This is a genomic window from Dietzia psychralcaliphila (assembly GCF_003096095.1).
GTDB lineage: Bacteria > Actinomycetota > Actinomycetes > Mycobacteriales > Mycobacteriaceae > Dietzia > Dietzia psychralcaliphila.
In genome coordinates this window covers 3,596,547-3,622,895 of sequence record NZ_CP015453.1, presented here as the reverse complement: position 1 = coordinate 3,622,895, position 26,349 = coordinate 3,596,547, and the positions used below count along the sequence as shown (strand labels likewise).

The window sequence follows — 26,349 nt, the reverse complement described above, 5'->3', positions numbered from 1 at the left end:
TCCCGGCATCAGGCCGACGCTCCGGGCTCGCGCAGTGGCAGGACGGCGCGGCCGTCGCGGCGGTCGAGGACCTCGACGCGGGCGTCGTACACCTCGGCCACCCGTTCCACGGTCAGCACCTCCTCGGGGGCGCCGTCGGCGACGATACGACCGCCGTCCAGGAGGACCAGTCGCTCGCCGTAGTGCGCGGCGGAGGTGAGGTCGTGCATGGCGGCCACGACGGTGATCCCGCTCTCGCGACGCATCGAGTCGACCAGGTCGAGAACCTGCTGCTGGTGCCCGATGTCGAGAGCGCTCGTCGGTTCGTCCAGCAACAACACGCGGGGTTCCTGTGCCAGTGCCCGGCCCAGGACCACCCGCTGGAGCTCGCCCCCGGACAGCGTGGTGGCGATGCGCGGAGCCAGGTCGTGCAGTGCGAGGCGGTCGATCACGCTCTCGACGACCTGGTGGTCGTGGGGCGACTCGGTGCCGAACCTGGGGATGTGGGGGGTGCGGCCCAGGCTGATCAGCTCCCGCGCGCTCACGCCCTCCGGGACCACCGGGCGCTGCGGCATCAACGCCACGGTCCGGGCCACCTTCCGGCGCCCGGCCCGGCGGGGTGCCAGCCCCATGACCTCCACCTCCCCGCGGGACGGGACGAGCCCGGCCAGCGCGTAGAGCAGGGTGGTCTTGCCCGAACCGTTCGGTCCGACGAGGGAGATCCACGCCCCGGTCGGCACGTCCAGGTCGATCCCGTGGAGAACGGGGACGGCGTCGCGGGCCACGTGGAGCCCGCGGCAGGACAGGGCCGTGGGCGTCGTCGGAGCGGTGGTCATATGAGTCCCCTGCTCCGCCGCAGGACGAACAGGAAGAACGGGGCGCCGATCGCGGCGGTCACCACTCCGATCGGCAGCTCGGCGGGGCTCATCGCGGTGCGGGCAACGATGTCGGCGAGGATCAGGAAACTCGCCCCCACCAGCAGCGACAGCGGTAGGAGTAGTCGGTGGCCCGGGCCGATCACCATCCGCACGGCGTGGGGGATCACGATGCCGACGAACCCGATCAGGCCGCTCACGGACACGACCGCGGCGGTGCCCAGCGTGGCGACGCTGATCAACACCAGTCGCACCCGGGCCGGGGCGATGCCGAGGGTGGAGGCCTCGACGTCGCCCACGGCCATCACGTCCAGGGTGCGCCGGAACAGCGCGATCACCGCGACCGAGACGATGACGTACGGCAGCACGGTCCGCACCTCGGACCAACCGCTGGTCGTGAGTCGGCCGAGCATCCACGAGTACACCTGCCTCAGGGTCTCGTCGTTGCGCTGCATGAAGAAGGTCTGGATGGCGCTGGCGAACGCGGCGACGGCGACACCGGCGAGGATGATCACGACCTCCGTCCGCCCGCCGCCGACGCTGCGGCCGAGAGCGTAGGTGGCCATCACCGCGATCATGCCGCCGACGAAGGCCGCGGGGGGCACCAGTGCCGAACCCATGACCCCGCCCACGACGATCGCCAGCGTCGCGCCCAGCCCGGCGCCACTGGACACCCCCAGGAGGTAGGGGTCGGCGAGCGGGTTGCGGAACACGCCCTGGTAGGTCGCACCGGCGAGCGCCAGCATCGCGCCGACTATCCCGCCGAGCACGACCCGCGGGATCCGGATCTCCCACAGGATCACCTGCTGGCGCGGCGAGAACCCCGACTCGACGTGCACGAAGGGCAGCCGGCCGACCAGCTCGAGCAGGACCCCGCCCGGGGTGAGCCCGGCCGGTCCGACCAGCGTGCCCGCCAGCAGCGCCACGAGGAACAGCAGTGTCGCTCCGCCCAACACCAGGGCGTGGCGGGGCGACGCACGGATCACGAGGCAGGTTCCCTCTCGGGCTGTGGGTCGTTCACCGGCAGTGTCGAGACGATCCCGGCCACCTCGCGCATGAAGTCCACCACGCGCGGGCCCCACCGGCTGGCCAGGTCCTCATCGACCACGAAGACGCGGTCCTGCCTGACCGCACTGAGCTCGCCCCACCCGGGGCGCTCGGCCACGACCTCCGGCGTGATTCCGCAGCACTGGCCGTCGGCGAGCATCACCAGGTCCGGGTCCGCCTCGAGGATCAGCTCCTCGGACAGCTGCGGGTAGGTGTCGTCACCGGTCGCGATGGAGGTCATCCCGAGCAGCGAGTACACCTCGCCGATGTAGGTGTCGTCGGTGACGGTGTAGAAGGTGTCGTCGAGCTCGTGGAAGTAGGTCAGCGGGGTCTCGCGCTCCGGGACCGATGCCACGATCTCGTCGATCTCGGCCCGCATCCGCGAGACGAGTTCGGCGGCCTCGCCGATCGTCCCGGTGGCCGCGCCGACCTGTTCGAGCTGCGTGTACGTGTCGTCCAGGGTCTGGGCGGCGGGGAGCAGCAGGACCTCGACCCCGGACCGCTCGAGACCGGACACGATGTCGCCGGTGTCGTCCGTGGCCACGACCAGGTCCGGTTGGTAGCCCAGGATCGCCTCGAGGTTCGGGGTGTAGCCCGACAGGTCGGTGACCGGGGCGTCTTCCGGGAAGTCCGAGCGCTCGTCCACCGCGATCACCCGGTCGCCGGCGCCCACGGCGTACAGCATCTCGGTGGTGGTGGGGCTGAGCGAGATGATCGCCCGCGGCTCGCCGGAGGCGGCGACATCGGTGCCGTCGGCCCGGTCGGCTCCCTGGTCGGAGGTTCCGGAACACGCCGAGGCGACGAGGGCGACGGCGGCGAGGCCGGCGACGAGCAGGGAACGGGATCCGGGCATCGTGCGGACTCGTGGACGGTGCATGACATCCTCCTGGGGTCGCCAGGACGAGAGCAGCACGGCTGCGACGCGGACGCCGCGGCACGCAACCGTCCTTCGTCCGAGGTCAGTTCGTACGGCGCCGCGGTACCGGCCGACCTGGCTCGCCCGCTCGAGGCGGGATCACAGTTGCTCCGGCAGCGTCGGATTCACACCGACTTCCGCCGGGTACCACGGGTGTCCGGCGCGGGGGCCGGACCATCCGAGAGTAGCCGACCCCAGGGCCGACGGCAGGATGGGCCGTGACCGCCCGGAGACGGGCACGACGGGAAGGACCACGAGATGACGACGACGAACAGTTCGGGCGAAGGGCCTTCGGCCGGGGATCTGCGGTCGCAGGGTTTTGCGACCAGGCGTGAGGTGATGAGCGACGCCTTCGTGGACCGCGCGATGGGTCGGGCCGAGGGCACGGCCTCCGAGGCCATCCAATACGTGGTCACCGAGAACGTGTGGGGCAACATCTGGAACCGCCCGGGGCTCGGCCGGAGGGACCGGAGTCTGCTGAACATCGGCATGCTGGTGGCGTTGCGGGCGAACGCCGAGCTGGCCGGGCACGTGCGCGGCGGCCTGACCAACGGCCTCACCCGCGAGGAGATCACCGAGGCGGTCATCCATGCCTCGGGGTACTGCGGAGCTCCCGCCGCCCTCTCGGCCATGAAGACGGTCCAGGAGATCTTCGACGCCCTGGACGAAGGGTAGGGTCGCGTCCAGAAGTGACCCCCGACACCCCCTGAGTGAGGAGCCCCTCGCATGCGCAGCACCATGCAGCCGGAACAGCTGAACATCAGCACGATCCTGCAGTTCGGCGCGACCGTCCACTCCGACGCCGTCGTCACCACCTGGACCGATCAGGGCCCACGCAAGATCTCGTTCGGGGAGCTCGGCAAGCGTGCCGCGCAGCTCGCCCACGCGCTGCGGACCCTGGGGATCGACGACGACCAGCGCGTCGCGACGTTCCAGTGGAACAACTCCGAGCACATGGAGGCGTACCTGGCGATCCCCTCGATGGGCGCGGTGCTCCACCCCCTGAACATCCGGCTGTTCCCGGACCAGCTCGAGTTCGTGGCCAACCACGCCGAGGACAAGGTCGTGATCGTCGATCCGAGCCTGATCCCGCTCTTCCAGCCGCTCCTGCCCCGGTTCTCGACGGTCGAGCACGTGATCGTCACCGGTGGCGGCGCCGCCGGTCTCGAGGCCCCCGAGGGTGTGCAGGTCCACGACTACGAGGAGCTCCTCGCCGGCCAGCCGACGGAGTTCGACTGGCCCGAGGTGGACGAGAACGCGGGCGCGGCCATGTGCTACACCTCGGGCACCACCGGTGACCCGAAGGGTGTCGTCTACTCGCACCGGTCGATCTACCTGCACTCGATGCAGGTGTGCATGTCGGACGGCATGGACATCTCGCTCGACGACAACGTGCTGGCGATCGTTCCGATGTTCCACGCCATGTCGTGGGGCCTGCCGTACGCGTCGTTCCTGGTGGGCGCGTCCCTGCTCATGCCGGATCGCTTCCTGCAGCCCGAGCCACTGGCCGCGATGATCGCCTCCGAGCGGCCGACCCTGGCCGCCGCCGTTCCCACGATCTGGCAGGCCGTGGACGCGTACAGCGTCGATCACCCCATCGACATGTCGAGCTTCCGTGCCGTTGTCGTGGGCGGCAGCTCCTGCCCGCCCGCACTCATCCGAAAGTTCCGGGACAACTACGGGATCAACATCATCCACGCGTGGGGCATGACGGAGACCTCGCCTATCGGCACGCTGTCGCGGCCGAAGGCGGACCTGCCGGAGGAGAAGCAGTTCGACCTGCGCACCACGCAGGGCCGGTTCATCGCCGGGGTCAAGGCCCGGATCGTCGACGACGCCGGCCAGGAAATGCCCTGGGACGGCGAGTCCGTGGGTGAGCTCCAGGTGCGTGGCCCCTGGATCACGGGCAGCTACTACAAGGTCGACAACTCGGACCAGTTCGACGACGGCTGGCTGCGCACCGGCGATGTCGGCTACGTCCGCCCCGAGGCGTTCCTGCAGCTCACCGACCGTGCCAAGGACATCATCAAGTCCGGCGGCGAGTGGATCTCCTCCGTGGAGGTCGAGAACTACCTCCTCGAGCACCCGGCCGTGGCCGAGGCGGCCGTGATCGGCATCCCCGACCCCAAGTGGGACGAGCGCCCGCTGGCCACCATCGTGGTCAAGGAGGGCGTGAACGACCCTGACGTCGAGGAGCTGCGGGCGCACCTCGAGACCAGGATGGCCAAGTGGCAGGTGCCCGAGAAGTTCGCGTTCGTCGACGAGATCCCCAAGACCAGCGTCGGCAAGCTCGACAAGAAGCGCATCCGCGTCTCGCACTCCGACGGCGAGCTCACCGTGGTCAACGCCCTGGAGAAGTAGCCCCCGGGCGGGCCGCCCCGCCATCGTCAAGAGCGTTCCGCGCACATCGCCCGAGAGGCAGGTGTGCGGGACGCTCTTCTCGTTGGATCGGGGTCGGTCGCGCGCGGGTCGGGCGCGGTGCGGGAATCGGGCGCGGTGCGGGCATCAGGCGCGGCGCGGGGATCGGGCGCGGTGCGGGGGTCGGCTCAGCCGGCGCGGACCGGGCTGAGGGGTCGGAGCTCCACCGGGAGTCCGTCCCCGGGGAACGGCAGCGAGTCGTTCTTCATGGGCGGGGTGTAGTCGAGCGGCACCGACCACTCGAAGTGGCGGAGCAGCGCGCTGAGGACGAGCTTGGACTCCAGGTTCGCGAAGATCATGCCGAGGCACTTGTGGACCCCGCCGCCGAACGGCTCCCACGCGTAGCGGTGCGACTTGTCCTCGCGTCTGCCCTCGGTGAACCGCTCGGGGTCGAAGAGCTCCGGGTCGGTCCAGTACTCGGGCATGTGGTGCGACATCAGCAGCATCACCGAGACGAGCCGACCTGCCGGGATCTTGACCCCCAGCACCTCGGTGTCCTTGACCGCCCTGCGGGCCAGCACCGGTACCGGAGGATGCAGCCGCAGCGCTTCCTTCATCACCAGGTCCAGATCGGTGAGCCCCTCCAACTCGGCGAGGGTCGGCGAGGGGCCCAGCTCCAGACACTGCCGCCGGCACCGCTCCTGCCATTCACGATCGCGGCCGAGCTCGTAGACCATCGAGGTCACGGTGCTCGTGGTGGTGTCGTGCGCGGCCATCAGCAGGAAGATCATCTGGTTGATGATGTCGTCGTCGTCGATCCCGCCGGAGGCGTCGGCCACCTGACACAGGGCGGAGAACAGGTCCTCGCCGGGGTTCGCGCGGCGGGCGGGCAGATGGCGGCGGAGGAACTCCTCCAACAACCGCCGACCGCGGGTGGCGCGACCCCACTTGGTGAACGGCAGCGGTGCCGTGGAGCGGATGTACCCGTTGGCGGCCTGCACGCAGTCCACGAACGCGGTGTTGACCCGCTCGATCTCCCCGGGACGGGCGTACTCGGCCCCGCCCATGAACACCTCTGTGGCCAAGTCGAGCGTGTGCGACTTGAGTGCGGGATAGATCTCGAACGCACTATCCGGGGTCCAGCCCGAGATCCCGCTCTCGACCAGCGGAGCCAGGGTGCGGGCGTACCCCTCGAGCCGGGGGCGGGTGAACGCCTCCTGCATGAGGTGCCGGTAGTGGTGGTGTTCGGCGAAGTCCAGGAGCATCAGGCCGCGATCGAAAAACGGCCCCACGAGGTATCCCCAGCCGGGGCCGTTGGCGAACGCCTTGTCGGCGTTCTGGAGGGCGATCTGGCACGCGTCGGGGCCGAGCAGGGCGGTCCAGGTGGCGCCGAGGAAGCTCAGCTCGGAGACCGGTCCGTGGTCGCGGTATCGACGGGTCATGGTCGCCAGTGGGTTGTCGACGTACTCGAGGGTCCCGCCCAGGATCGGCAGGTGGGAGCGGAGGGGGGCCGGGCCCGGTCGGTAGACCGGGTCGCGCGGATCACCATCGATTGACATTCTGAACCTCTTTGTCGGGTCCCTCCAGTCTGTGACTCCCCTCACAGGATTGTCAGCCGAATAGCGAAACTGACGGTGTCGTTTCTCCGGGAATTGGGAGTCGGGAACCGGGTGTCGGGATCAGGCCGCGGACTACGAGCGTCGATCGCCGACCGCCGGGATCAGGCCCGGGCGACGAGCGCGGCGATGTCCACGCCGTCGGGGAGTGCGCCGTACTCGGCTGAGCGGTCGTCGCCGAGCCTGGCCAGACAGAACGCCTCGGCGACCGCCGCCGGGGCGTGCGCGAGCAGGACAGCGCCCTGCTGGGCGAGGGCCATGGCCTCGACGAGTCGCCGTGCGATCGCGGGTGCCGCGGCGGGGTCGGACGCCGCGCGCCCGATCAGTCCGCGGACCCGCTCGACGTGCCGGTCGAACAGTTCGTGGGTGCCCAACTGGGCGGAGAGTTCCGCGTCGAACGCGGCCACCGACTCCGGTTCGCGAGCCATCGCGCGCAGGACGTCGAGCGCGATGACGTTGCCCGATCCCTCCCATACCGCCAGCACCGGCTGCTCGCGGTAGCGGCGGGCCAGGGGGAACGCCTCGGTGTACCCGTTGCCGCCCAGGCACTCCAGCGACTCGTAGGCGTGGTTGGGCCCGCGCTTGCAGGTCCAGTACTTGGCGACCGCGGTCGCCAGCCGGCGGTACGCGGTCGACTCGTCGTCGTACGCGGCGGCGAGTCGGGTGGCGGTCCAGGTGGCGGCCTCCGCCTCGAGCTGCAGGTCCGCGAGGACGGCGGCCATGGCCGGTTGGTCCACCAAGGTCGCGCCGAACGCGGCCCTGTGACGGGCGTGCCACGCGGCCTCGGCCACGCCCTGGCGCATTCCCGCCGTCGCGCCCAGCACGCAGTCCAGGCGGGTGCGGCCGACCATCTCGATGATCGTGCGCACCCCGCGGCCGGGCTCGCCGACCATCCAGCCCAGGGTGCCGTCGAACTCCACCTCGGACGAGGCGTTGGACTTGTTGCCGAGCTTGTCCTTGAGGCGCTGGACCAGGAAGGGGTTGCGCTCGCCGCCCGGTAGGACGCGTGGGACGAGGTAGCAGCTCAGACCCTCGGGCGCCTGCGCCAGCACCAGGAAGGCGTCCGACTGCGGGGCCGAGCAGAACCACTTGTGTCCGCGCAGCATGTGCAGGCCGTCGCCGACCGGGGTGGCCGTGGTGGTGTTGGCCCGGACGTCCGAGCCTCCCTGCTTCTCGGTCATGGCCATGCCGAACAGCACGCCCGACTTGGTGGCGGGGTCCCGCAGCTGGGGATCGTAGGCGGTGGACATCAGTGCCGGCTCCCACTCCGTGGCCAGTTCGGGACTGAGCCGCAGGGAGGGCACGACGGCGTGCGTCATGGACAGGGGGCAACCGTGACCCGCCTCGATCTGCGAGACCAGCATGAAGCCGGCCGCCCGCTCCACGTTTGCGCCGGGGCCCGGATCGGCCCAGGCCGAGGTGTGCAGTCCGTGGGAGACCGAGTACTCCATGATCCGGTGATAGGAGGGGTGGAACTCGATCTCGTCCACCCGGTTGCCCCACCGATCGTGCGCGTGGTGCACCGGGGTCAGGGTGTTGGCCAACTCCGCGTCGTGTTGGTACCGCTCTGTGCCCACGTGCCGGCCGATCTCGTGGAATCGGTCGGTCGCCGCTCCGGGAGCGAAGACGCCCACGGCCTCCCGGAGCGCGGGATTGAGGGCGTACTCGTCCACGTCCACACGCGGCGGCGCCTGGTTGAGGACCTCATGGGTGGTGTGGTTGCGCGTCGTCGACATGTCCGGATTCTCTCTGTGGGGGTTCCCTCTACGGGGTCGAGTGCGTCAGGACTTGAAGTACATCAACTGGTGGCTCGTGGCGAGGAGCGTTCCGTCCCGGCCCCACAGGCGAGCGGACTCATCGTGATAATTACCGTGGAACCGGTGGGCGTGGACGCTGCCCAGGATGAAGTCGGTCCCCTGAGCGGCGATCTCGTCCGCGGTGGCCAGGTAGTGGATCGTCAACGTGACCGTGCCCGCGGGGACCGGCCTGCCGAGCCGGAGGAACGACCTCGGGAAGAACGAATCGCACATCGCCGTGAGTGCGACGTGGTCGAGGGTGCGGGGCGGGGTGTCGCGGATCCACATCGTCGTCGTCGAATCCTGGCTCGTCTCCCCGTCCTCGACCGACTGCCACGCCCCCGTCACGAACCGCATGTCGTAGTTGTCCACCCACCTGACCCCGCGGTCCGCCGCGGCAGGGGACAGGTCCTCCGGCGCCGGGACCTCGGGCGGACCGGCCTCGGTCTCGGACCACGTCTCGCGGCGCAGCGCGGTGATCGCGGTGGCGGTGGTGACCACCTGATCGCCCTGACGCATCTCGAGCCACCAGTGTTGATTGGAGCGGTTGGTGCGGGTCGGTCGCACCTCGATCTCGAACTCCCCCTCGGCCACCGGGCCCGCGTAGTTCAGCGTCAGCGCCAGCGGGTCACCGTGTCGCTCCGGGTGTTGCAGGATCGCCTGCAACATCGTCGCCGCGGTCGTCCCGCCGAACGGGCCGACCATGTTCGCCCACGCGTCCACGGTGCGGCCGCGGACCAGGTTCTCGCCGGCGAGCTCGAGGGCGACGGCCTGATCCAGTGGGTGTGCGGGGCTGCTCTGACCGGTCACGGCACTCTCCTGATCGGGCGACGTGAGGGGTGCGTCGCCGAGTGGTCCCACCGTACCCAGGGGGCGGCGAGGGGCAGCCGTAACTCCCGGTGGCCACCTTGTGTGAGCCATGTCACCATTGGGATGTTGGGAATTCGTCAGGAGAGGGCGATCACGATGTCCGGAACCGTCAGAACACTCACCGCTACAACCCTGACCGCCGGGGTACTCGTAGCTGTCTCGCCCGTTGCGTCGGCGGTCAACACCGACTCCCTCATGTCGCCGCCAGCCGGTTGTGCCGTGGACGTTCAGCGGATCGCCGCACAGACCCCAGGGCCCTTCCCCGGGGTCGGGTGGACGGTCGGGCAGAGCGGGAACCTCTGCGGTGAGCTCGGATACTTGTTCCTCGAGACCGCGGGCGGGACGGGGTCCTCGCCGACCAGAATGGTGCTATTCCACCGCGGGGTAGAGGTCGCGACGCAGCCCGGGGCCACGCCGCGAGTCCTGCTGGGGCAACACAGCAATTTCCACGTGGAACTGCGAATCCAGCAGGAGCCGGCGGCGGGTCAACCGAACGCGGCGGCGGGGTACGCCTCCACCATCTACGTGTGGAATCCCTTCGCTGGCGCGGGCGACGCCACCCCGATCGGACCGCTGCCTCCGGGGATAACCCTCTAGCGCGGGCGGGGGGGTGACGACGTGAGCGGGACGAACGCGCGGGACGGGCCGAGCGGTCCGGACAGCGGTGGGGGAGCCGGTCGATCGTGGGTCTACCCCGCCCTCGCGGGGGCTGTGGCGGTCGGGGCCCTCGTCGTCGCCACCACTGTCGTTCTGATGCGAGCACACGACGACCCCCCCTCAGGCCGCGGTGGCGACCCCGACCAGCCAGAACACCACCGCGGCCTTGACCGGGACCCCGCCGACCGCGACCACCGCTGCGCCGGAACCCCCGGCCATCGTGGGACCAGCGGCGGTGTGTGACGCCGGGGTGATCAATACCGACCTGGGGTACCCGGGCAGCGGAGCGCGCGTCCTCGACTGCGGTGGGGGCTGGGCGGTCATGGCCGGCGAGATCTCGGGGGACCCGTTCTGGGCGGTGTTCCGGAACGGTCGATGGCGGCCCGCCGACGGAGTCTCGACCTACACCATGACCTGCCCGGACGAGGCGATAGCGATGGGCGCGCCCGCGTGGATGGCGCGCGAGTATCTGGTCACCTGTCGCACCTCGGACTGGTCTGCAGAACCATCGGGTCCACGGCAGCTGACGCCGACCCGGTCGACGTCGACCCGGCTGACGGCAACCCTGCCTGAGACGACCCTGCCTGTGACGACCCTGCCGACAACTGCCCGGACGTCGACAACCCGAGCGCCGTCGTCGGCACCGACCTCTGTGCCCGGAACCTCGCAGACGCCGACGGGGGTTCCGGCCGGCACCTCGGCGTCGACGGGGGGTTCAGCGGCCGCCGTGTGGACCCGAGGACGACCCCGACCAGGAGACCAGGGGACTCAACCGCGGTCCATGAACTCCTCGAGCGCCGCCCACGTCTGATCGGGCGCCTCCTCCACGAGGTAGTGCCCGGCATCGATCGCGTGACCCTCGGCCCGGGGGAGCCGGCCGCGCCAGACCTCGAGCGGGTCCACCTCCGCGCCCACCTTCCCCCGGGATCCCCACAGTATGAGCGCGGGCAGGTCCGGCCGGAGGTCCCGATCCGCCTCGTCGTGCTCGATGTCCACGGTCGCGCCCGCCTGGTAGTCGCCGCAGATGGCGTGGATGACGCCGGGTCGACGGATGGCCTGCTCGTACTCGGCCAGGGCCTCCGGGTGAAACGCCTCCAGCGGTGAGTAGAGGCCGGCGAGCGCCGAGTGGAGGAAACGCACCGGGTCGCCGGCGATCATGGGCTCGGCGATCTCGGGCCGGGCCAGGAAACCCCAGTGGTAGTACGCGCGGGTCATCTCCGGTGACATCAGTCGCCACACCTCGGTGGTGGGCAGGATGTCGAGCAGGGCCACGCGGTCGACCAGCCCGGGCCGGTCGAGCACCAGCCGATGCGCGGTGCGGGCGCCCCGGTCGTGGCCGATGACGATCGCCTTGTCGTCGTCGCCCTCAACAGCGACTCTCTCGATCAGTCCGGCGACGTCGGCGGCCATGGCGCGGAAGGAGAAATCGTCGTCGAAGCACTCCGATTCCCCGTATCCGCGCAGGTCAGGAACGGCAACGGTGTACCGGGTGGCCAGCTTCGCCGCAAACCGGTGCCACATCGCTCCGGTCTGCGGGTACCCGTGCAGCAGCACTACCAGCGGTCCCGATCCGCCGACCCGCACCCGGATCCGGGCGCCGGCGGTCTCGATCGCCCGGGAGCGAAAGCCGGGAAAGAGGTCGATCGCGTCGAGCACCGGGTCTCCTTGGGCCGAAAGGGGGTCGCCAGAGCGACGCTAACAGGCACAATCGGGCCATGCACCAGTCCCCACGCGCGACATTTGTAGAGCTGACCCAGGGCAAGCCCTTCCCGCCGATGTCCGGCCGCGCGGCCCCCGACCTGGCGGCCGCCGGGTTCAGCGAGTCGGAGTGGGCCGTGTCCGGCGAGGCCGTCTCCTATGACCCGGTGGCGACCCCGGGCGACGGTCGCTTCGAGCTCACCGAGGCCGATTCCGCGCCGTTCGCGACCCGCGTGTTGGTGCGACGGCCGGAGCCGGACTCATTCAGCGGCGTGGTGCTGGTGGAGTGGCTCAATGTCAGTGGGGGCCAGGACGCCGCACCGGATTACACCTATCTCGCCGACGAGATCCTGCGGGCGGGTCACGCCTGGGTCGGGGTGTCGGCGCAGTTCGTCGCGGTCGAGGGCGGAGACGCGGCGGTGGGCCTCGGCGGGCAGACCCAGGGACTCCGAGCCCAGCGGCCCGAGCGCTATGGCGAGCTGCACCACCCCGGCGACGCGTACGCCTACGACATCGTCACGCAGGTGGGCCGGTACGTGCGAGATACGGAGGGCGCCGGGCCCCTGGCGGACCTCCGCGCGCGGACAGTGATCGCGGTGGGCGAGTCGCAGTCGGCGTTCGCGCTGACCTCCTACGTCAACGGCGTCCACCCGCGGGTCGGGGTGTTCGACGCGTTCCTCCTCCACAGCCGTGGAGCCGGATACCTGCCGTTCGACGACCGCGGCCGCGGGAGCGACATCGTCGCGGCGCTCGGTCGAGGGCCGGCGGCACTCCGTGAGGACGTGGGCGCGCCGGTAGTAGTGGTGCAGGCGGAGGGTGACCTGATCGGCAGGATCGCCTCCCTGCCCGCCCGACAGCCCGATTCGGAGTACGTGGTGACCTGGGAGATCGCCGGCCAGGCGCACGCGGACCTCTACCAACTGGGGGAGTTCGCACAATTCGTCGACTGCCACGGCCCGGTCAACAGCGGACAGCAGGTCTTCGTCCTCCGCGCCGCCCTGAGGCACCTGGTGTCCTGGGTCGCCGGGGGTGCGCGCCCGCCGGCCGCCCTGCCGGTGGAAATCGACGACGACGACGGGGTGATCGCCGACGACATGGGCAACGGCCGGGGAGGCGTACGGACCCCGGTCGTGGAGGCCCCGGTCGAACACCTCACCGGTGTGCCCCATCCCGAGGCGCAACCCCTCTGCATGCTCCTCGGGCGGACCGTGGAGCTGCCCGAGCAGGTGCTGCGGGACCGGTGGCCGGGTGAGGGTCAGTCAGGGGGAGAGCATCCGGGGCGCGAGCAGTACCTGGTGGCCTATCGCGAGGCCACAGATCGATTGATCGCCGAGGGGTTCCTCCTGCCCGAGGACCGCGAGGAGATCCTGGCCGACGCCCGCCCGGAGCGCATCACCTGGTGATGTGTCCCCGCCGGCATTCACCGCGTCCGCTTGTCCTCGATGATCTCGGGCGAACCTGCTCGGCGTCGAGGTCCTCGGGCGGGAGCGGGTGCGTCACGGGTTGGCGGGGGCGCGGGTGCCGCGGCGGGGTGCGCGACCGAAGGTGCGGTCGGGGGAGCGCGTGAGCAGTACGACCGCCACGAACAGCGCCTGAGCGGCGACGTAGGTGGCCATGACCGCCAGGTCGCGGTTCGACCAGTCCACGAGCTCGGGCCGGAAGGCGCCCAGGGCGATGAGGCCGTCGGACAGGACGAACATGGCGCCACCGAGGGCGCCGACCCAGCCGTGGCTGGACGCGAGCCACGCGACGGCGAGCAGGAGCAGTCCGTAGACCACCACGGCCGGGGCGAGCATCCCGGCCGCCGGGACCGTCACCGCGAGCAGCGCGACCGCCACCACGATGAGCAGCAGGGTCCACGCGAACGGCGATCGGCCCCGGTCCACGCGGGTGAAGGCGACGATCCACAGCACCTGGGCCGCAGCGAACCCGCCGATCATCGCCAGGAACTGTGCGTCGTGGGGAACGACCTTCGGTAGCGAGTCCCCCACCCAGCTGGCGGCCAGTGCGCCCAGTGCCCAGGGCCAGGCGGGACCGCGGTCGCCCGGCGGGAGGGCCAGCAGCACCACCGCCAGCGCGGGCATGAGCAGGACCTGCGACCACGCTGCCACCGTGTCGGCGCCGGTGACCAGCGCGATCAGGTGCACGAGGGTCACCACGGCGACGGGGGCCAGGCTCAGGGCGCGCATGCGGAGAACGCTATCGCCTGTCATCGCCGGGCGTCCCGGGGTGGGCGGCCTCGTCGTCGTCCCATGACGGCGTGCCAGGTCAAAGCCACCATCACCGCGGCGCAGCACAGCACGCCCACGCCGAATGCCATGGTGATGCCCTCGTCGGTGGAGTAGGTCGAGTCGGACGGGTGCGCGGCGAGCACGGCCGCGGACAGTGCCGCACCCACCGCGCCGCCTACGGTGCGCAGGACCTGGTTGAAGCTCACGGCACTGCCGAGCTGGTCCACGGCCACACTGCGGGCGATGAGCGCGGGCATCGCGGCGTAACCGGAGCCGATCCCCGCACCGAACAGGAACATGCCGGCGGCGAGCGTGAGGAAGTCGCTGTGCGCCAGCCACAGCAGCACCGAAGCAACAGTCATCACGGCCGCGCCGACGGGCAGGAAGACCGCCATGTCCACCCGGCGGGAGAGCGCGCGGACCGCGCGGTTGGCCAGGAAGCTGCCGAGGGAGAGCGGGGCCATCATGAAGCCCGCCCACATCAGGGGAACGGCGAGCCCGAAGCCGGTGTCGGTGGGGGCCTGGGCGACCAGGCTCGCGATCGACAGGCCGATGTACAGGGCGGTGCCCAGCCCGATCGCGGTGGCGTTGGCCAGCAGCACCTCGGGCCGTCGCACCACCCGCAGGTTGATCAGCGGGTACCGGGTCCGCACGCTGTGCACACCCCACGCGGTGAGGGCCACCAGAGCCACCGCGAGCGTCACGAGGGCGCGCGGCGAGACCCAACCCCAGCCCTGGGCCTCGGAGATCCACAGCAGCAGCGTGGCCAGGCCGGTGCCCAGCAGAACCGCCCCGCGCAGGTCGAGGGGTGTACGCGGGGCGAGGGGGTCGGGCCCGGGGGGCACGAACCGCCATACCCCGGCTGCCGCGGTGGCCACGAAGAGCGCGGCGAAGGCGAACGCGGACCGGTGACCGAACCCCGCGGCGAGCAGACCGGTGAGCGGGTAGCCCAGCCCCATGCCCACGGAGACCGTGACGGACAGGGTGGAGATCGCCGGTTGGGACTCGGAGTAGCTCAGGTGCCGGCGGGCCAGGGCGATGGTGATCGGGACGGTCCCGTAGAGCAGGCCCTGCAGTGCCCGGCCGATCAGGAACACGGTGAAGTCCGTGGCCACGGTGGCGATGACCGACCCCGCGAAGATCACCGCCAGCGACGCCAGGAGCAACCGCCTGGTGTGGGGGCCGTCCGCGAGGCGCCCCATGATGGGCGTGGCCACCGCGCCCACCAGCAGGTTGACGGTGAGCATCCACTGGGCGGCGCTGACGGTGATGCCGAACTCGCCTGCCACCGACGGCACCAGCAGCATCCCCAGCGAGCTGACGATCGCGCTGGTGAGCCCCGCGTAGACCAGGGCCTGGAGGAACCAGCGGGGGGCGGGTGCGCGGTCGGTCGTGGTCACCCCGGGCCCTCTGCGTCCAGCCTGTTCAGCAGGGGTACGGCTGCGGCCAGGGTGGCGCGCTCGGACTCGCTGAGACCACCGGTGATCGCGTGGACCAGCCACTCCTGGCCGGCCGAGCGCTCGCTGATCAGGCGTGTGCGGCCGGAGTCGGTGAGCGTGATCAGGACCCGCCGGCCGTCAGCGGGGTCGGGGCTGCGGGAGACCAGGCCCATCTCCTCGAGTTCGCGGACCGCGCCCGCCACCGCCTGATGGCTGATGCGTTCGAGAGCGGCGAGGTCGGTTGCGGTCAGTGCGCCGTGGTGGTCGAGGCGGAACAGGATCCCGGTCTTTCCCATGGACAGCGTCCGGTGTGCGTGGAACCGCCGCCACAGCGGGCGCAGGGCCTCGCGCAGGTCGGTGGCCAGCACACTCGGGTCGGTCGGGTCGCTCACCTGAACGATTCTACAAGGTAGTTGCGCAAGTTAACTGCGGGATGCTCTTCTCGACGCGCAGGGGTCGGGCGGCTCAGTACGTCCCGCAGTTGACTGGCGCCGGGAGGCCGTCGATCCGGTCGGCCAGGTACTGCACCGTCCCGCCGAGTCCGGAGAGCATCGGCACCGCGTGGTTGATGACCAGACCGGTGGCCACCGGCGGGGTGTGGTCGATCACCATGTCGACGGCCGCACCCTGCGCGCACCAGTCGCGGCCGAGCCGCTGCGACTGGTGACCGGGCACCACGTCGTCGTTCACGGGGGACAGGATCCGCACCGGCGTGGAGGGTGCCAGTCGACCGATGCGCTGGCGCTCCAGGTAGTCCATGATCGCCGGATCCTGCCTGGCGATCTCGCCGGCGGACTTGCCGGACAGCGTGAAGTTGGTGGTGCGCTGCTGGAAGAACTGAATGGCGGTCTCGCCGATGCACTGGTCGGAGGTGGCGGCGAGCATCGCCCGGCCGTGGTCGTTGAGGTAGGCGTCGAGGATCTGGTTCATCTCCGGATAGGCGTCGACGAGGCTGTTGAGGGAGTACCCGATCACGCCGGCGATCGCCGACCCGTCCGCCTTCTCGAGTGTGGCCAGCAGGTCGGCCGGCGGCGAACCGGCGGCGGTGCCGACCAGGTTCACCTCGGCCGCGTACTGCGGGTGCAACTCCGCCGCCGCGGCCACCGCGCCACCGCCCTGCGAGTAACCCGTGAACACGGTGCGCGGTGAAGGACCGACATCCGCGCCCGGGATCTTCGGCGCGGCGCGGGCGATGTCCAACACGGCTCGGGCGGAGGACTCGCGGTGGACGTACGGGTGGATGCCGGGCGTGCCCAGTCCCTCGTAGTCGGTCATCGCGACCGCGTAACCGCGGGCGAGCAGCGCGTAGGCCTGGATGATCTCGTAGCCGAAGCCCACGCCGGGCGGGTCCGTGCGGACGGTGGCCAGGTTCTGGAAGGTCTTGGATGGCGCGCAGTGGTCGGCCTGACCCTGGGTGCCCGGCGCGAGCACCGCGAGCGGCCGCGCCCCCGGGCCCGTCCAGGGAGCACGGGGCTGGAGATAGGTCCCGGTCACGGCGACCTGCTGGTTCCTCGAGCCGACGGAGGTGTACATGATCCGCTGGGCGTCGGTCGAGATCGGACCGGCCCCGTTCGACACGAAGTCCGCCCCCGGGATCGGAGGGATCGCACCGGCGAGCGGGAAGGGCTCTGTCTTGATGAGCGCGCCCGCGCCAGCGGGCAGCTCGGCCGGCGGCTGGTAGAACGCCGGAGCCGGGTCGTTGGACGACCCCTGCGCGGCGGCGACAGGAGCGAGCATCGCCCCTCCGCCGATGGTGGTTGCCAGAGCGGTGGCGAGTGCGGCAGCGCGCATCGCGGTTCGACGAAGTAACACGGTCCCCCCGGACTGAATGTGTCGTGAATCACTAATGAACGGAGTCTAAGCCGCAGCCCTCCTACGTGGTTCACGCACCCATGCGGCGCTAACGTCGTGGACATGACAGATCACCTGCCCGGCCGGGCCGACTCCCCTGACCGCGACTCCCGTTGGGCGGAGGTCGACGCGTTCTTCGACGAGGCGCTGGGCCTCGAGGACGAGGTTCTTCGGGAGGTCCGTGAGGCCACCGCGGCGGCGGACCTGCCCGGGATCGAGGTCTCCGCCGCCCAGGCGCGGTTCCTGGCGCTGCTGTGCCGGATGGTCGGCGCGCGGCGCGTCCTGGAGTTCGGCACCCTCGGCGGGTATAGCGCGACGAGCTTCGCCCGCGCCCTTGGTGACGACGGCGAGGTGGTCACCTTCGAGATCGACCCGCGTCACGCCGAGGTGGCGCGCGCGAACCTCGAGCGGGCCGGGGTGCCCGACCGCGTCACGGTGCTCATGGGGCCGGCCGCGGAGTCGGCGCAAGGGCTCATCGACTCCGGCGCCGAGCCGTTCGATCTGGTGTTCATCGACGCCGACAAGCCGAGCAATCCGCGCTACGTGGAGCTCGCATTGCAGCTCACGCGTCCGGGCAGCGTGATCGTGGTGGACAACGTCGTCCGCCGGGGCGGGGTCGCGGACTCGGACTCCGACGATCCCGGGGTGCTCGGCAGCCGCGAGGTGCTTCAGCTGCTCGGAGGCCACCCGCGGTTGGATGCGACCGCCCTGCAAACCGTGGGGGCCAAGGGCTGGGACGGCTTCGCTCTGGCCCGCGTCCGGTGAGATTGGGCGACGCGAGTCAGCCGGTGCGGAGTCGGCCCGCCATCTTGTGCCGTTCCAGCTCGGTCATTCCGCCCCAGACTCCGTAGAGCTCTCTCTCCTCGACGGCGTAGCGGCGACACCGTTCGAGCACCGGACACGTCTGGCAGAGCTGTTTGGCGAGCTCCTCGTTCTTTCGCCGCTCACCCTTGAGGTCGTGGTCGTCGTTGTAGAACAAGTCCTGGTGGCCCACGCAGTTGCCGCGGTCGGCCCAGGCCCATCGATCGTGTACTGCAGTCGAAGCGGTCTCGTTCAAATGATGTTCCCACTTTCGGTTCGGCGGCGATGCGTAGATGGTTGGCGCAACAGCAACTCATCATCCGCTGTATGAAAGCGGCCCAACTACACCCTCAGGGGTGTAAAGCCGGATCCAGGTGGTCCAGCGACTATTGCTATGGTCTGGCCATGCCGGTCAGAGTGACAGTGGTCAACGACTACCTCGTCGTCGTAGCCGGGGTGAACGCCATTCTCTCGGAGTACGCCGACCGGATAGAGGTCGTGGAGAAGCACGCTGTCCACAAGGGTGCGGCGGCGGTGGACGTGGCCCTGTACGACACGTTCGCCGCGCCGGTGGGCAAGCACGCTCGACTGGCCGCGTTGCGTGAGGATCCGTCGATCGGCGCGGTGGCCGTCTACTCGTTCGCCGCGGGCCACGATGCCGTCGAGGACAGTCTGGCGTTGGGGGCGAACGGCTTCCTCTCCAAGTCTCTGTCCGCTCCGGATCTGGTCCGGGGGATAGAGGAGATCGCGGCGGGGCGCGTCGTGACGTTGGTGGGGCCGGGGCTGTCCGCCACGGGAGCCAACGACTGGCCCGCCAAAGAGGCGGGTTTGTCCGCACGCGAGGCCGAGATGGTCGGGCTGATCGTGCAGGGTATGTCCAATCAGGACATCGCCGAGAGGTGCTATCTGTCGGCGAACACCGTCAAGACCTACATTCGCGCGGCCTACCGGAAAATGGGCGTGAACACGCGTGCCCAGGCCGTGGCCTGGGGGATCGAGAACGGATTGAAGCCAGACCGGCAGCCGTGAGAGCTGCCGCTCCGATCGGCGCGGCGGTGGGAAGTGGCGATGCCCGGATGAACTCTGCCTTGAATTAGATACCCTAGGGGGGTACCGTATCGATCATGGTTGAGCACGGATACACCCCGCACAAGGAAGACCACCTCAAGCGGCTGCGCCGCATCGAGGGGCAGGCCCGGGGCCTGCAGCGGATGGTCGAGGAGGACAAGTACTGCATCGACATCCTCACCCAGGTCTCCGCCATGACCCGGGCTCTTCAGTCGCTCTCGCTCAACCTGCTCGAGGAGCACCTCGGCCACTGCGTGGCCGGCGCCATCGAGAACGGCGGTCCCGAGGGTGAGGCCAAGCTCAAGGAGGCCAACGCCGCCATCGCACGCCTGGTCAAGTCCTGACTGCCGGCGAACCGGCTGTACCCGAACCCGCCGCGGGTCGCGCTCGCGGAAACCCCACGATCAACTGCACGAGGAGAACTCCATGTCCGCCACCGCGACCTTCACCGTCTCCGGAATGACCTGCGGCCACTGCGTCGCCTCCGTCAAGGAGGAGGTCTCCGAGATCCCCGGCGTCCAGGCGGTCGAGGTCGACCTGGAGTCGGGCCGCCTCGTCGTCGTCGCCCCCGACCCCGTCGACCCCGCGCTCGTCCGCGCGGCCGTGGACGAGGCCGGGTACACACTCGACGCCGCGGATGAGGTGACCACGCCATGACCGACACCAACACCGACATCGATATCGCCAGCCAGCCGGCGACCACCTTCGTCGACCTCCAGATCGAGGGCATGACCTGCGCCTCGTGCGCCAACCGCATCGAGCGCAAGCTCAACAAGCTGGACGGCGTCACTGCCGAGGTCAACTACGCCACAGAGAAGGCGCGCGTGGAGTACGCCCCGGGCGTGGAATCGCAGCTGCTGCTGGACACCGTCGCGCAGGCCGGCTACTCGGCGCGGCTGCCACGTCCTCGACCCAAACGGCCGAGCACGCCCGCGCCTGGCGCGGCCGGGACGCCCGCCGGGACGACCGGCAACGCGGCCGACGCCACGCACAACAGTGCCGGTGACCACAGCGCCACCGGCCACAGCACCACCGATGACAGCACCACCGATGACAGCGCGGCCCCCGACCGGGTCGAGAGCCTGCGCCAGCGAGTGATCATCTCCGCCGTTCTGTCTGTGCCGGTGATCGCGATGGCCATGATCCCGGCACTGCAGTTCACCAACTGGCAGTGGCTCTCACTCACCCTCGCCGCTCCGGTCGTGGTGTGGGGTGGCTGGCCCTTCCACCGCGCGGCGGCGATCAACCTCCGGCACGGCGCGTTCACCATGGACACCCTCGTGTCGATCGGCACGTCCGCCGCCTTCCTCTGGTCGCTGTACGCCCTGTTCTTCGGTCACGCCGGCATGCCCGGGATGACGCACGGATTCGAGTTCTCGCTCTCACCCAGTGACGGCGCCGGCGACATCTACCTCGAGGCCGCGGCGGGGGTCACCACCTTCGTGCTGCTGGGCCGCTACTTTGAGGCCCGGTCCAAGCGGTCGGCGGGCGCGGCGCTGCGAGCGCTGCTCGAGATCGGCGCCAAAGACGTCGCGGTGCTGCGCGGCGGTGTCGAGACCCGGATCCCCGTGGAGGACCTGCAGGTCGACGACGAGTTCGTCGTGCGGCCCGGCGAGAAGATCGCCACCGACGGTCAGATCGTCGACGGCGCCTCGGCCGTGGACACCGCCATGGTCACCGGCGAATCCGTGCCGGCCGAGGTGTCCGCCGGCGACTCCGTGGTGGGCGGGACCGTCAACACCAGTGGCCGGCTGGTCGTGCGCGCCACCCGTGTCGGCTCGGACACCCAACTCGCGCAGATGGCGCAGATGGTCGAGGACGCGCAATCCGGTAAGGCCGCAGCCCAGCGTCTGGCCGACCGCATCTCCGGCATCTTCGTGCCCGTGGTGCTGGTGCTGGCGGTGGCGACGTTCGCGTACTGGATGATCACCGGCTCCGGCACCTCCATGGCGTTCACGGCCGCGGTCGCGGTGCTGATCATCGCCTGCCCGTGCGCACTGGGCCTCGCCACGCCCATGGCGCTGATGGTGGGTACGGGCCGGGGCGCGCAGATGGGCATCCTCATCAAGGGGCCGGAGGTGCTGGAGTCCACCCGTCGCGTGGACACGATCGTGTTGGACAAGACGGGCACCGTCACCACCGGTGCGCACGCGCTCGTCTCAGTCACGGCCGCCGACGGCGAGGACGAGGCGCGACTGCTGCGCCTGGCCGGAGCGGTCGAGGACGCCTCCGAACACCCCATCGCCCGGGCGATCGCCGCCGGCGCCCGCGAGCGGGTCGGTGATCTGCCTGACGTGCGTGGCTTCCGCAACACCGAGGGGCTGGGGGTGTCGGGACGGGTCGGTGCCGAGCGCACCGACGGCAACCGTGACGACGACAACCGTGACGACGACGAGGTGGTCGTGGTGGGCCGTCCGGCCCTGCTCGCCGAGCGCGACATGCCGCTGCCGGCCGAGCTCGAGCGGGCGATCGACGAGGCCTCCGAGCGCGGCCAGACCGCGGTGGCCGTCGGCTGGGGCGGCCGGGCCCGCGGTGTCCTGGTGGTGGCGGACCAGATCAAGGACACCTCCGCCGAGGCGATCCGTCGTTTCCGAGGCCTGGGTCTGACCCCTGTCCTGCTGACCGGCGACAACGCCAGGGTGGCCGCGTCGGTGGCCGCGCAGGTGGGGATCGAACCCGGCCCGGACACCGTGATCTCCGAGACGGTCATCGCTGAAGTGCTGCCCGCCGACAAGGTCGAGGTGATCCGCCGGCTGCAGTCCGAGGGTCGGGTCGTGGCCATGGTCGGCGACGGCGTCAACGACGCGGCAGCGCTGGCCACCGCCGACCTGGGCCTGGCGATCGGCACGGGCACCGACGCGGCGATCGAGGCCTCCGACCTCACGCTGGTCCGCGGTGACCTGCGCGCGGCGGCCGACGCCATCCGGCTGTCCCGCCGGACGCTGGGCACCATCAAGGGCAACCTGTTCTGGGCGTTCGCCTACAACATCGCCGCGCTCCCGCTGGCCGCGGCCGGCCTGCTCAACCCGATGATCGCGGGTGCGGCGATGGCGTTCTCCTCGGTGTTCGTGGTGCTCAACAGTCTGCGGTTGCGGCGGTTCCGCGCCGCGGCCTGACCCGCCGGTCTCCACCGCCCGAGCTCCAACCCCCGAGCTCCAACCCCCGAAATCCGCTACTCCCCTGTGCGGTTCGCTACCAAAATCGGCTAGCGGATTGTGCAGGGGAGTAGCGGATTTCGGGGAAGCGGGGTGGTCCGTGGTCGGACGATCAGTACTCGCTGCGACCCTGCATGGCGGAGCTTCCCAGGTCGCTGCCCGGAAGCGCGGTCCCGGCGCCCACGGCCTCGGCCCACGCGTCGGTGGTGGCCACAGCCGCGAGGTTGGAGTTGAGGACCGCCATGAGAGTGGTGTGGACCTGCTCGGCGGAGACCGAGCCCGCCTCGTTGGAGATGTGTATCGCGCCGGTGGCGTCGGAGAGAACCTCGACGGCGAAGCCGAGCGGCTCGGCACCCACCGCGCTGCCGATGATGCAGTTGTTGGTCATGTACCCGACGAGCGTGAGGGTGTCGATCGAGTTCTCACGGAGCCAGTCGGTCATGCCGGTGCCGTCGAAGATGCTGGCGAAGGTCTTGCTGAACCGGGCCGGATCGGCGGGCAGGGCGGCGTGCAGGTCCGGATGGAGCTCCCAGCCCGTGCTGCCGCCGGCGAACACGGGCGCGCCCTCGGGGAGTTCGTGCTGGACCACTGCGACAGGGATGTCGGCCTGGTCGGCGATCTCGACTGCGCGAAGGATCCGGGCGAGCGAGGCGTCGCGGGGCGGGAACTGGATCTCGAGTGGGCCGGTGAAGTACTCGTTCTGGATGTCGACCAGGACGAGGGCGCGGCGGGAGTCGGTCATCGTGAACCTCCGAGGGGACGTGGCGGGTGGCGCGGGCGGGTGCCGACGCCGGACTCCAGTGTCGGCCGCGGGGGCGGCGTACCGTGAGTGGCATATGCGCATGCTTTCGATGGATCCGGGCCGGATATGAAGATCGCCGTCCACGTCTTCGACGGGATCACGATGTTCCATCTGGCGGCGCCCCTGCTCGTGTTCGGAGAGGTCACGCGTCTGGGTCTCGCGAACGGGTGGACGGTGAACACCTGGAGCGCCCACGGGCTGGGGGTCCGTACCGCGGAAGGCCTTCTCCTGGAAGACCTCTGCGGTCCCGACGTCGCGGCAGAGGCTGATCTGCTCGTGTTCCCGTCGTGGCCCGTCGACCTACGGGACCCGGTCCCCGAGTTGCTCGACGTGATCCACGGCGCGCACCGTCGCGGCGCCGCCGTCGCGGGTCTGTGCCTCGGCGCGTTCCCGGTGGTGGCCAGTGGCGTTCTCGACGGCCGTTCCGCCGTCACCCATTGGGAGGGGGCCGAGGAGCTCGGCCGCCGGGCGCCCGGCGTGGAGGTCCGGTCTGCGGATCTCTACATCGATCACGGTGACGTGCTCACCTCGGCCGGGACGGCCTCCTCGTTGGATGCGTGCCTGCATCTGGTCCGGAGACACCTGGGTTCGGCCGAGGCCGCGACGCTCGCGCGTCACATCGTGGTGGCACCGCACAGAGAGGGCGACCAGGCGCAGTACATCCAGCAACCGATCCCGCAGCGCAGCGGTGACGACCGGGTGGGGGAGGCCATCGAATGGGCCCTGTCGAACCTGGATCAGCGGCTCTCCGTGGATGACCTGGCGGCGAGGGCCTGCATGAGCCGACGGAACTTCGTCCGGTCGTTCCACAAGGTCACGGGCACCAGTCCAGCGCGATGGGTACTGTCCCGTCGGCTGGATCACGCTCGGGTGCTCCTCGAGAAGACCTCGCGCCCGGTCGGCACGATCGCACAGGAGTGCGGGTTCGGCAGTGTGGTGACCTTCCGGCAGAACTTCGTCCGGACGTTCTCCACGACCCCCACCTCGTATCGGGGCCGGTTCGGGGACTCCGGGCCGAGCTAGGAGCCCGCCGCCGCGCGGAACCGTGGAAGAACACGCGGTTGCGCCTCCCATGAGCCTGGGTACGGTGACGGCCACGACGCCGACAAGGTCGACAAGGACAAGGCCGACGAGAACAAGGCCGACAAGAACTAGGTCGACGAGAACAAGGCCGACAAGGAGGTCCCCGGATGACCGCACAGACCGCTCGCACACAGCCCGCCACCACACGGGCCACGCCCATTCGCGGCCGCGCGCGCAGGAGCACCACGTTCGTCGCTCTGACCGCCGCCGCCCTGCTGGCCGCCTCGTGCGGGACCGGCGAGGATTCGCCCGCCGCCGAGGGAAACACCACTCCCCAGGAGGACACCGCCACGACTGCCGCCACCGGAACCGAGGGTGACGAGCAGGGCGGCCAGTCCTTCGCCACGGCCGAACTCACCGACCCGGAGGGCGGACAGCTCGGCACGGTGGAGTTCGTCGAGGCCGACGGCGGCACCCTGGTGACCGTCGAGGCGACCGGACTGCAGCCCGGCTTCCACGGCCTGCACATCCACACCACCGGCCTGTGCGAGCCGGACAGCGCCAACCCCAACGACCCCGAGGAGCGAGGGGCGTTCCTCTCGGCTGGTGGGCACCTTGCCGGTCCCGACGGCGGGGCCGGCCACCCCGAGCACGCGGGGGACCTGCCGCCGCTCTACGTCGCCGGCGACGGGACCGCACGCATCACCACGCTCACCGACCGGCTGGACCGCGAGCTGCTCCTGGACGACGACGGCTCGGCCGTGATGATCCACGAGAACTCGGACAACCTGGCCAACATCCCGGAGCGCTACGCGCCGGAGGGGCCCGACGAGGACACGCTGATGGCGGGTGACGGAGGCAGCCGCAGCGCCTGCGGTGTCGTCCTCGGCTGACCCGACCCCGACAATCGAGCCCGACAACCGACCCCACAACCGACCGCGACGCCTCGCCGCGACACTTGACCGGACAGCTGTCCGGTCAAGTGTCCGGTAAGGCCCCGGCCAGGCGGCACGCTCTGGTAGCGTCCGCCGCGAACGGGCGCGCATCACCACGTGACGCCTCAGGTCGGGAGGGGACACATGGCCATCCGGGTCGCACAGATCGCCACGGGCAACGCCGGGGCGATCGCCCTGCGCCAGCTCATCGAGGACCCGCGTTTCGAACTCGTGGGCGTCTGGGTGCACTCCGCGGCGAAGGCGGGGAGGGACGCAGGTGAACTCGCCGGTCTCGAGGTGACGACCGGCGTCACCGCCACCACGAGCTCGGCCGACATCATCGCCGCGAGGCCTGACTGCGTGGTCTACTGCGCGATGAGCGACAACCGGCCGGTGGAGGCCGCGCGTGACATCCGCGAGTACCTCTCCGCCGGGATCAATGTGGCCGGCACCGCGCCCACCCCGCTCATCAACCCCGTCGCCGGGATCCCCGACAGTGCCCGCGCCAAGCTCGAGGCCGCGGCACTGGAGGGCGGGGCCACCCTCTTCGTGACCGGCGTGGACCCGGGTTTCACCAACGACCTCCTGCCGCTCGTGATCACCGGGACCTGCCGCGAGGTGCGTCAGGTCCGCTGCACCGAGTTCTCCGACTACGCCACCTACGATTCCACCGAGTCGATGGTCGACGTGATGGGGTTCGGCACCCCTCTCGACCAGACCCCGCTGCTGTTCCTGCCCGGTGTGTTGACCGCAGGGTGGGGCGCGTCGATCCACCTGCTCGCGGCCGGGTTGGGCGTGGAGGTGGACGAGATCACCGAACATGTCGAGCGCGAACCCGCGCCGGAGACCTACGAGGTCGCGGCCTGCACCATCGCCGAGGGCACCCAGGCGGGGTTCCGTTTCCAGATCACCGGGATGGTGGCGGGCGAGCCCGTCATCGTGGTCGAACACGTCACCCGCACCCGGGACGACCTGCGTCCGGACTGGCCGTACGCGGTCCAGGAAGGTCACTCCTACCGCGTCGAGGTGATCGGCGAGCCGTCGTACGTCCTCGACCTGGCCGCGCAGAGCGCGGACGGTGACCACAACTACTCGGCGATCCTGGCCGGGGTCGGCCGGGTCGTCAACGCCGTTCCCGCCGTCGTGGCCGCCGCACCGGGACTGACCACCACATTGCAGATGCCGCTCACCGGAGCTCCGGGCCTCGTCGGCGCGCGCTGACGCAGCGATCG

The 26,349-nt window shown here is 70.4% G+C and carries 26 protein-coding genes; 12 read left to right on the top strand and 14 right to left on the bottom strand.

Annotated features, from left to right (window positions below; all coding sequences use genetic code 11):
* Positions 1–8 precede the first annotated feature (8 nt).
* Genes A6048_RS16800 through A6048_RS16790 form a run of 3 tightly spaced genes read right to left on the bottom strand, consistent with a single transcriptional unit; the run spans position 9 to position 2,778 of the window.
* On the bottom strand, positions 9–815 hold the full coding sequence (locus A6048_RS16800) for an ABC transporter ATP-binding protein (RefSeq protein ID WP_107746968.1): 807 nt from the start codon (positions 813–815) through the stop codon (positions 9–11).
* Complete coding sequence (locus tag A6048_RS16795) at positions 812–1,840, bottom strand: FecCD family ABC transporter permease (RefSeq protein ID WP_107746967.1); 1,029 nt, start codon at positions 1,838–1,840, stop codon at positions 812–814. Before A6048_RS16795 ends, A6048_RS16800 begins: the two co-directional genes overlap by 4 nt.
* Positions 1,837–2,778, bottom strand: a complete 942-nt coding sequence (locus A6048_RS16790) for an ABC transporter substrate-binding protein (RefSeq protein ID WP_235027546.1) — start codon at positions 2,776–2,778, stop codon at positions 1,837–1,839. The genes A6048_RS16795 and A6048_RS16790 overlap by 4 nt, the downstream gene beginning before the upstream one ends.
* 297 nt (positions 2,779–3,075) lie before the next feature.
* Between A6048_RS16790 and A6048_RS16785 the strand changes: the two genes are divergently transcribed.
* Together A6048_RS16785 and A6048_RS16780 are read left to right on the top strand one after the other, a co-directional pair.
* Positions 3,076–3,492 carry a carboxymuconolactone decarboxylase family protein gene (locus A6048_RS16785; protein WP_107746966.1) on the top strand — a complete coding sequence of 139 codons (417 nt, stop codon included), beginning with the start codon at positions 3,076–3,078 and terminating at the stop codon, positions 3,490–3,492.
* Between the two features lie 51 nt (positions 3,493–3,543).
* Positions 3,544–5,178 carry a long-chain fatty acid--CoA ligase gene (locus A6048_RS16780; RefSeq protein WP_107746965.1) on the top strand — a complete coding sequence of 545 codons (1,635 nt, stop codon included), beginning with the start codon at positions 3,544–3,546 and terminating at the stop codon, positions 5,176–5,178.
* A gap of 185 nt (positions 5,179–5,363) precedes the next feature.
* Here A6048_RS16780 and A6048_RS16775 read toward each other — a convergent pair whose 3' ends face one another.
* The 3 genes from A6048_RS16775 to A6048_RS16765 form a co-directional block, all read right to left on the bottom strand.
* Positions 5,364–6,734 (bottom strand): cytochrome P450, encoded by a 1,371-nt coding sequence (locus tag A6048_RS16775; protein ID WP_107746964.1) that lies wholly within the window; start codon positions 6,732–6,734, stop codon positions 5,364–5,366.
* Between the two features lie 161 nt (positions 6,735–6,895).
* Complete coding sequence (locus A6048_RS16770; protein WP_107746963.1) at positions 6,896–8,527, bottom strand: acyl-CoA dehydrogenase family protein; 1,632 nt, start codon at positions 8,525–8,527, stop codon at positions 6,896–6,898.
* Between the two features lie 45 nt (positions 8,528–8,572).
* Positions 8,573–9,397, bottom strand: a complete 825-nt coding sequence (locus tag A6048_RS16765) for an acyl-CoA thioesterase (RefSeq protein WP_107746962.1) — start codon at positions 9,395–9,397, stop codon at positions 8,573–8,575.
* Positions 9,398–9,676: 279 nt separating this feature from the next.
* On the opposite strand from A6048_RS16765, the gene A6048_RS16760 reads away from it, so the two are divergent.
* Positions 9,677–10,054, top strand: a complete 378-nt coding sequence (locus A6048_RS16760; RefSeq protein ID WP_235027548.1) for an LppP/LprE family lipoprotein — start codon at positions 9,677–9,679, stop codon at positions 10,052–10,054.
* A 180-nt stretch (positions 10,055–10,234) separates the two neighbouring features.
* Here A6048_RS16760 and A6048_RS18340 read toward each other — a convergent pair whose 3' ends face one another.
* Both A6048_RS18340 and A6048_RS16750 read right to left on the bottom strand, forming a co-directional pair.
* Positions 10,235–10,438 (bottom strand): hypothetical protein, encoded by a 204-nt coding sequence (locus A6048_RS18340; protein ID WP_146166343.1) that lies wholly within the window; start codon positions 10,436–10,438, stop codon positions 10,235–10,237.
* 444 nt (positions 10,439–10,882) lie between these two features.
* Positions 10,883–11,770, bottom strand: a complete 888-nt coding sequence (locus A6048_RS16750; protein WP_200837387.1) for an alpha/beta fold hydrolase — start codon at positions 11,768–11,770, stop codon at positions 10,883–10,885.
* Positions 11,771–11,829: 59 nt separating this feature from the next.
* Between A6048_RS16750 and A6048_RS16745 the strand changes: the two genes are divergently transcribed.
* Entirely contained in the window at positions 11,830–13,215 is a 1,386-nt protein-coding gene (locus tag A6048_RS16745) for an alpha/beta hydrolase domain-containing protein (RefSeq protein ID WP_235027549.1), read from the top strand.
* Between the two features lie 93 nt (positions 13,216–13,308).
* Here the strand turns inward: A6048_RS16745 and A6048_RS16740 are convergent, their stop codons facing one another.
* The 4 genes from A6048_RS16740 to A6048_RS16725 form a co-directional block, all read right to left on the bottom strand.
* Positions 13,309–14,001, bottom strand: coding sequence for a lysoplasmalogenase family protein (locus A6048_RS16740; protein ID WP_159110345.1), 693 nt, complete (start codon positions 13,999–14,001; stop codon positions 13,309–13,311).
* Between the two features lie 20 nt (positions 14,002–14,021).
* On the bottom strand, positions 14,022–15,443 hold the full coding sequence (locus A6048_RS16735; RefSeq protein WP_107746958.1) for an MFS transporter: 1,422 nt from the start codon (positions 15,441–15,443) through the stop codon (positions 14,022–14,024).
* Positions 15,440–15,874, bottom strand: coding sequence for a MarR family winged helix-turn-helix transcriptional regulator (locus A6048_RS16730; RefSeq protein WP_235027550.1), 435 nt, complete (start codon positions 15,872–15,874; stop codon positions 15,440–15,442). The genes A6048_RS16735 and A6048_RS16730 overlap by 4 nt, the downstream gene beginning before the upstream one ends.
* A 73-nt stretch (positions 15,875–15,947) precedes the next feature.
* Positions 15,948–17,273, bottom strand: a complete 1,326-nt coding sequence (locus tag A6048_RS16725) for a lipase family protein (RefSeq protein ID WP_107746957.1) — start codon at positions 17,271–17,273, stop codon at positions 15,948–15,950.
* A gap of 123 nt (positions 17,274–17,396) precedes the next feature.
* On the opposite strand from A6048_RS16725, the gene A6048_RS16720 reads away from it, so the two are divergent.
* On the top strand, positions 17,397–18,098 hold the full coding sequence (locus A6048_RS16720; protein ID WP_107746956.1) for an O-methyltransferase: 702 nt from the start codon (positions 17,397–17,399) through the stop codon (positions 18,096–18,098).
* A gap of 16 nt (positions 18,099–18,114) precedes the next feature.
* On the opposite strand, the gene A6048_RS16715 is transcribed toward A6048_RS16720, so the two are convergent.
* Positions 18,115–18,390, bottom strand: coding sequence for a WhiB family transcriptional regulator (locus tag A6048_RS16715; RefSeq protein ID WP_107746955.1), 276 nt, complete (start codon positions 18,388–18,390; stop codon positions 18,115–18,117).
* Between the two features lie 149 nt (positions 18,391–18,539).
* Here A6048_RS16715 and A6048_RS16710 point away from each other — a divergent pair, with 149 nt between their 5' ends.
* From A6048_RS16710 to A6048_RS16695, 4 genes are all read left to right on the top strand, one after another.
* Complete coding sequence (locus tag A6048_RS16710; protein WP_107746954.1) at positions 18,540–19,163, top strand: helix-turn-helix transcriptional regulator; 624 nt, start codon at positions 18,540–18,542, stop codon at positions 19,161–19,163.
* A 95-nt stretch (positions 19,164–19,258) separates the two neighbouring features.
* On the top strand, positions 19,259–19,546 hold the full coding sequence (locus A6048_RS16705; protein ID WP_107746953.1) for a metal-sensitive transcriptional regulator: 288 nt from the start codon (positions 19,259–19,261) through the stop codon (positions 19,544–19,546).
* A gap of 82 nt (positions 19,547–19,628) precedes the next feature.
* Entirely contained in the window at positions 19,629–19,859 is a 231-nt protein-coding gene (locus tag A6048_RS16700; RefSeq protein ID WP_107746952.1) for a heavy-metal-associated domain-containing protein, read from the top strand.
* Positions 19,856–22,318 carry a heavy metal translocating P-type ATPase gene (locus A6048_RS16695; RefSeq protein WP_107746951.1) on the top strand — a complete coding sequence of 821 codons (2,463 nt, stop codon included), beginning with the start codon at positions 19,856–19,858 and terminating at the stop codon, positions 22,316–22,318. The genes A6048_RS16700 and A6048_RS16695 overlap by 4 nt, the downstream gene beginning before the upstream one ends.
* 151 nt (positions 22,319–22,469) lie before the next feature.
* Here A6048_RS16695 and A6048_RS16690 read toward each other — a convergent pair whose 3' ends face one another.
* Entirely contained in the window at positions 22,470–23,099 is a 630-nt protein-coding gene (locus A6048_RS16690; RefSeq protein ID WP_107746950.1) for an isochorismatase family protein, read from the bottom strand.
* Between the two features lie 126 nt (positions 23,100–23,225).
* Between A6048_RS16690 and A6048_RS16685 the strand changes: the two genes are divergently transcribed.
* The 3 genes from A6048_RS16685 to A6048_RS16675 all read left to right on the top strand — a co-directional run bounded on the left by A6048_RS16685 (position 23,226) and on the right by A6048_RS16675 (position 26,338).
* Positions 23,226–24,182 carry a GlxA family transcriptional regulator gene (locus A6048_RS16685; protein WP_107746949.1) on the top strand — a complete coding sequence of 319 codons (957 nt, stop codon included), beginning with the start codon at positions 23,226–23,228 and terminating at the stop codon, positions 24,180–24,182.
* A 167-nt stretch (positions 24,183–24,349) separates the two neighbouring features.
* Positions 24,350–25,075 (top strand): superoxide dismutase family protein, encoded by a 726-nt coding sequence (locus A6048_RS16680; protein ID WP_107746948.1) that lies wholly within the window; start codon positions 24,350–24,352, stop codon positions 25,073–25,075.
* Positions 25,076–25,261: 186 nt separating this feature from the next.
* Entirely contained in the window at positions 25,262–26,338 is a 1,077-nt protein-coding gene (locus tag A6048_RS16675) for an NAD(P)H-dependent amine dehydrogenase family protein (protein WP_107746947.1), read from the top strand.
* The last annotated feature ends 11 nt before the right edge of the window (positions 26,339–26,349 follow it).